2 protein-coding genes are annotated in these 3,738 nt (G+C 35.3%); both read left to right on the top strand.

Features of this window, described 5'->3' with window-relative positions; all coding sequences use genetic code 11:
* Positions 1 to 575 precede the first annotated feature (575 nt).
* Positions 576 to 2,933 carry an outer membrane beta-barrel family protein gene (locus tag AC1DG9_RS24960; RefSeq protein ID WP_288882642.1) on the top strand — a complete coding sequence of 786 codons (2,358 nt, stop codon included), beginning with the start codon at positions 576 to 578 and terminating at the stop codon, positions 2,931 to 2,933.
* 48 nt (positions 2,934 to 2,981) lie between these two features.
* On the top strand, positions 2,982 to 3,473 hold the full coding sequence (locus AC1DG9_RS24965) for a GNAT family N-acetyltransferase (protein WP_288882643.1): 492 nt from the start codon (positions 2,982 to 2,984) through the stop codon (positions 3,471 to 3,473).
* Positions 3,474 to 3,738 lie beyond the last annotated feature (265 nt).

Genomic DNA, 3,738 nt, shown 5'->3' on the forward strand with positions numbered 1-3,738 from the left:
GGACCGCAGTCATCTTGTTAATTTCCGTGTGTCCTATTGACTTTCTTACTATTTTGAAAACCGCAGAAGTTAACAAACGAATTGCCCAGAAAAACTTTGTACAATATGGCTTACGGAATCCAACTACGCTAATACTGGAAATCATCGCTTAGTCAGATACGAGTTTCGCTTTACAGTTGCTGCGAGCTGCTCCTTTAACGCTATATCTTTTTCTGCTAAAACCGTATCATTAGACATTAACGGTATGTGCTTATCCCAGTAATACCTGAGAGATAGGTGATTTAAGCAGTTTTACGAAATCAACTTGAGGAATTGCAAAAACAGTGAAACTTAGATATCCCTGTAGTCTTACTTTTCAGCTACTTAAATCAGCAATATGTCTACAAAAACCACGATTCAGACGACCATTAATTAAAACCAATTAACGAAAATAGAAATTTGCGCCCGAATGCGGCTTTACAAGCAAATTGGTGAATGTAACTGCATTGAAGTTGAATATGAGAACTATTAAAACTATCTGTTTTGCATTTTTTCTTGCCCTAACATATCACCATGTTTCTGCACAACAACTATCAATGTTCGAGATTACTGGACAATTATCCAACCTCAAACCAGATCAGCTCAGCGGCATTAGTGTAAATTTAATAAAAGCTGAGACGAAAAAGCTGGTAAAAATTGAGTTTCCAGATACTGCCGGAAAATTCATTTTTAATCAAATAGAAAAAGGAAATTACCATGTTGTCGTTAAAAGTCTTGCTTTCAAGAATTATGAATCTAACCTCATTGTTTTGACTCAAAATTTTAATCTCGGTGATCTTCACCTTGTTGCCAAGGTACATGCATTAGATGAAGTAAATATCGTTGGTAATAAGCCTTTCATCCAACAACAACATGATAAAACAGTATTGAATGTCGCAAGTTCCATTGCCGCCACAGGAAGCAATGCACTAGACCTACTTAGTAAAGCACCCGGTGTTAATGTAGATCCCAGCGAAAATATATCGATGAGAGGAAAACCGGGTGTTTTGGTGATGGTCGATGGAAAATTACTCCCTATATCTGGACAAGAGCTATCAACTATATTAAAAAGTATCTCTGGGGATCAAATTGATAGAATAGAATTAATTACTAGTCCATCTGCTAAATATGATGCGTCAGGAAACTCAGGGATTATTGACATTAGATTGAAAAAGGGCCTTAAAGAGGGTCTCAATGGTAATTTAGCAGTTAGTTTCGGCCAAGGTGTATATAACAAAGTAAATCCATCTGCTAATGTTAATCTAAAAATTGGAAAATTAAACTTATTTGGTTCTTATACCTATTCACTCAACAATGACTTTGTAGATTTAGCCATGCAACGATTTTTTTCAGCTGCAGGAACCATTACTGGAGGTAATTCTTATCAAAATTATTTCAAGATGAATATGAACAACCATAACGTCCGGTTAGGTGGGGATTTAAACATTAGCGAAAACGTAATTGTCGGATTTATAGCCAATGGTATTTTTATAGCTGGAGAGCTGGGCAGCAATAGTAAAGCACAATCTTTTGATGCGAATCAAAATAGCACCGGCTATTTTAATACCACAGGTATATTACAGCCTGTACGTAATAACGAAAGTATCAATTTCAACTACAAGCACACACTGGATAAAGAAGGTCAGTCTATTAGTTTAGATTTAGATTATGCTGATTATGGAGCAATAGGCCTACAAGATTACCTTACCACTTACTCGGACAACAACGGAATTAAAAATAAAGACGATTATATTTTACATGGCGATCTGAATGGTGACCTTAAAATTAAATCCTTTAAAAGTGATTATAGCAAAAAATTAAAATCCCTTGATATAAAATTAGATCTTGGCTTAAAAAGTAGCTTCGTTACGACCAAAGACAATATTGCTTTTTATAATCTGGTTAATAAAACCAGCACTTTAGATGTAGATAAGAGCAATAATTTCAATTATAAAGAATGGATAAATGCCATCTACATTAACGCTTCCAAAAAATGGGAAAAAATAAATGCTCAATTCGGATTGAGGTTAGAACGAACTCAGGCAGAAGGTATACAGTTAACCAATCTCTCTCAATTTGAACGTAAATACCTTCAACTATTTCCAAGTATACAGTTTGGTTATAATTTAAGCAAAGTCCATGAGCTAAATATAGCCCTTACCCGAAGGATCAATAGGCCAACTTACCAACAGTTAAATCCATTTAAAGTGTTTTTAGATCCACTCACGTCTTCTACCGGAAATCCATTACTCAACCCCGAAATCACCACCTCATTTGAACTAAGTCATACATGGGGAGGGAAATATCTTACCAAATTTGGGTACAGCATAACCACAGATAAAATTCTTTCTATACTTTCTCCTGATGTTAAGCCCAGCTCAATCATACAAACAGGTAGAAACTTAGCCMGGTATGACTATTATACTTTAAGCTTTAGTGCACCGATTACAATTGGCAAATGGTTAACCAGCAATGTCAATGCGTTGGTGTATTATGGAAAGTACAGCGGCAATATTGCAAATACCGACATAGGAAACAATAGGGTTACTTTTAGCTTAACTAGTACGAACATGATTACTTTCAATTCCAATACCAGTTTGGAAATTAATGGTAAATATGACAGCAGACGATACTATGGTATCATGGATATTAAACCGACTTGGTATACTGGCCTAGCAATTCAAAGACAAATTTTAGCAAAAAAAGCCAGTTTAAAATTAAACATTACTGACGTTTTTTATACCAGAAAAACCAATGCCAGTAACATACTAACTGGTTACACCGAATTTTTCCGGCAAAAAGGAGACTCCAGAGTAGGCACGTTTTCATTTAGCTATAAATTTGGGAGTAATAAATCTTCAAATACTAAAAAACAAACTGGAGGTGCAGAAGATGAAAAGAGAAGAGCTAACTAGCTGATAAGACAAACAACCTTAATGATGTAACACCCAAAATTAAAATAGATGAAACAGAAGTACACGAGCCAACGACTAGAATTAAGTAGACTTTCCCTATCAGACAGTGAGTTCATACAACAATTAGTTAATACGCCTGGCTGGTTAAAATTTATAGGCGAAAGAAATGTGAAATCAATAGCTATGGCAATTGAGTATGTAGATAAAATTATCCAAAACCCAATTTTATATTACTGGACTGTACGGTACAACGATATACCTATTGGGATCATAACCATCATTCAACGTGACTATCTACCACTTCAAGATTTTGGTTTCGCCTTTTTACCACAATATGAAAAACAGGGTTTCGCTTTTGAAGCTGCAACAGCGGTGTTAAACGATTTCAAGACAATTGAAAACCATCCTGAGCTTTTGGCTACAACGGTGCCAGCGAATGAAAATTCAATTCGATTGTTAGAAAAGCTAGGATTTGGGCTTAAAGAAAAAATAGTGGCAAATGACGTACCCTTATTGCTTTACAAGTTAAACGACGACTGAAAAATTATATCACAAAAATCGTTGAACAATTAGTAATCCGTCGACAGAACACAGCCTTATATCTATGTTATAGCGTTAAATTTTTCGATTATAGTAAAYTCGGCCAAATTTGTGGTCTAATTTAATGGAGAATAAAATATCAAACCATCTTTTACTATGGTTTTTCTGCGCATTGATCCTAACCGGAATATACTCAATTGGCCTACCTAGTTTTTATGTAGCGGCAATTGTCATTCTGCTATTGCTGCCGGTCCATATCATTTAC

The sequence above is a fragment of the Pedobacter sp. 05L430 genome (assembly GCF_056397585.1).

Coding starts and splice junctions, on each gene's coding strand:
- AC1DG9_RS24965 (WP_288882643.1), top strand. CDS start 2,982: ATGAAACAGAAGTACACGAGCCAACGACTAGAATTAAGTAGACTTTCC.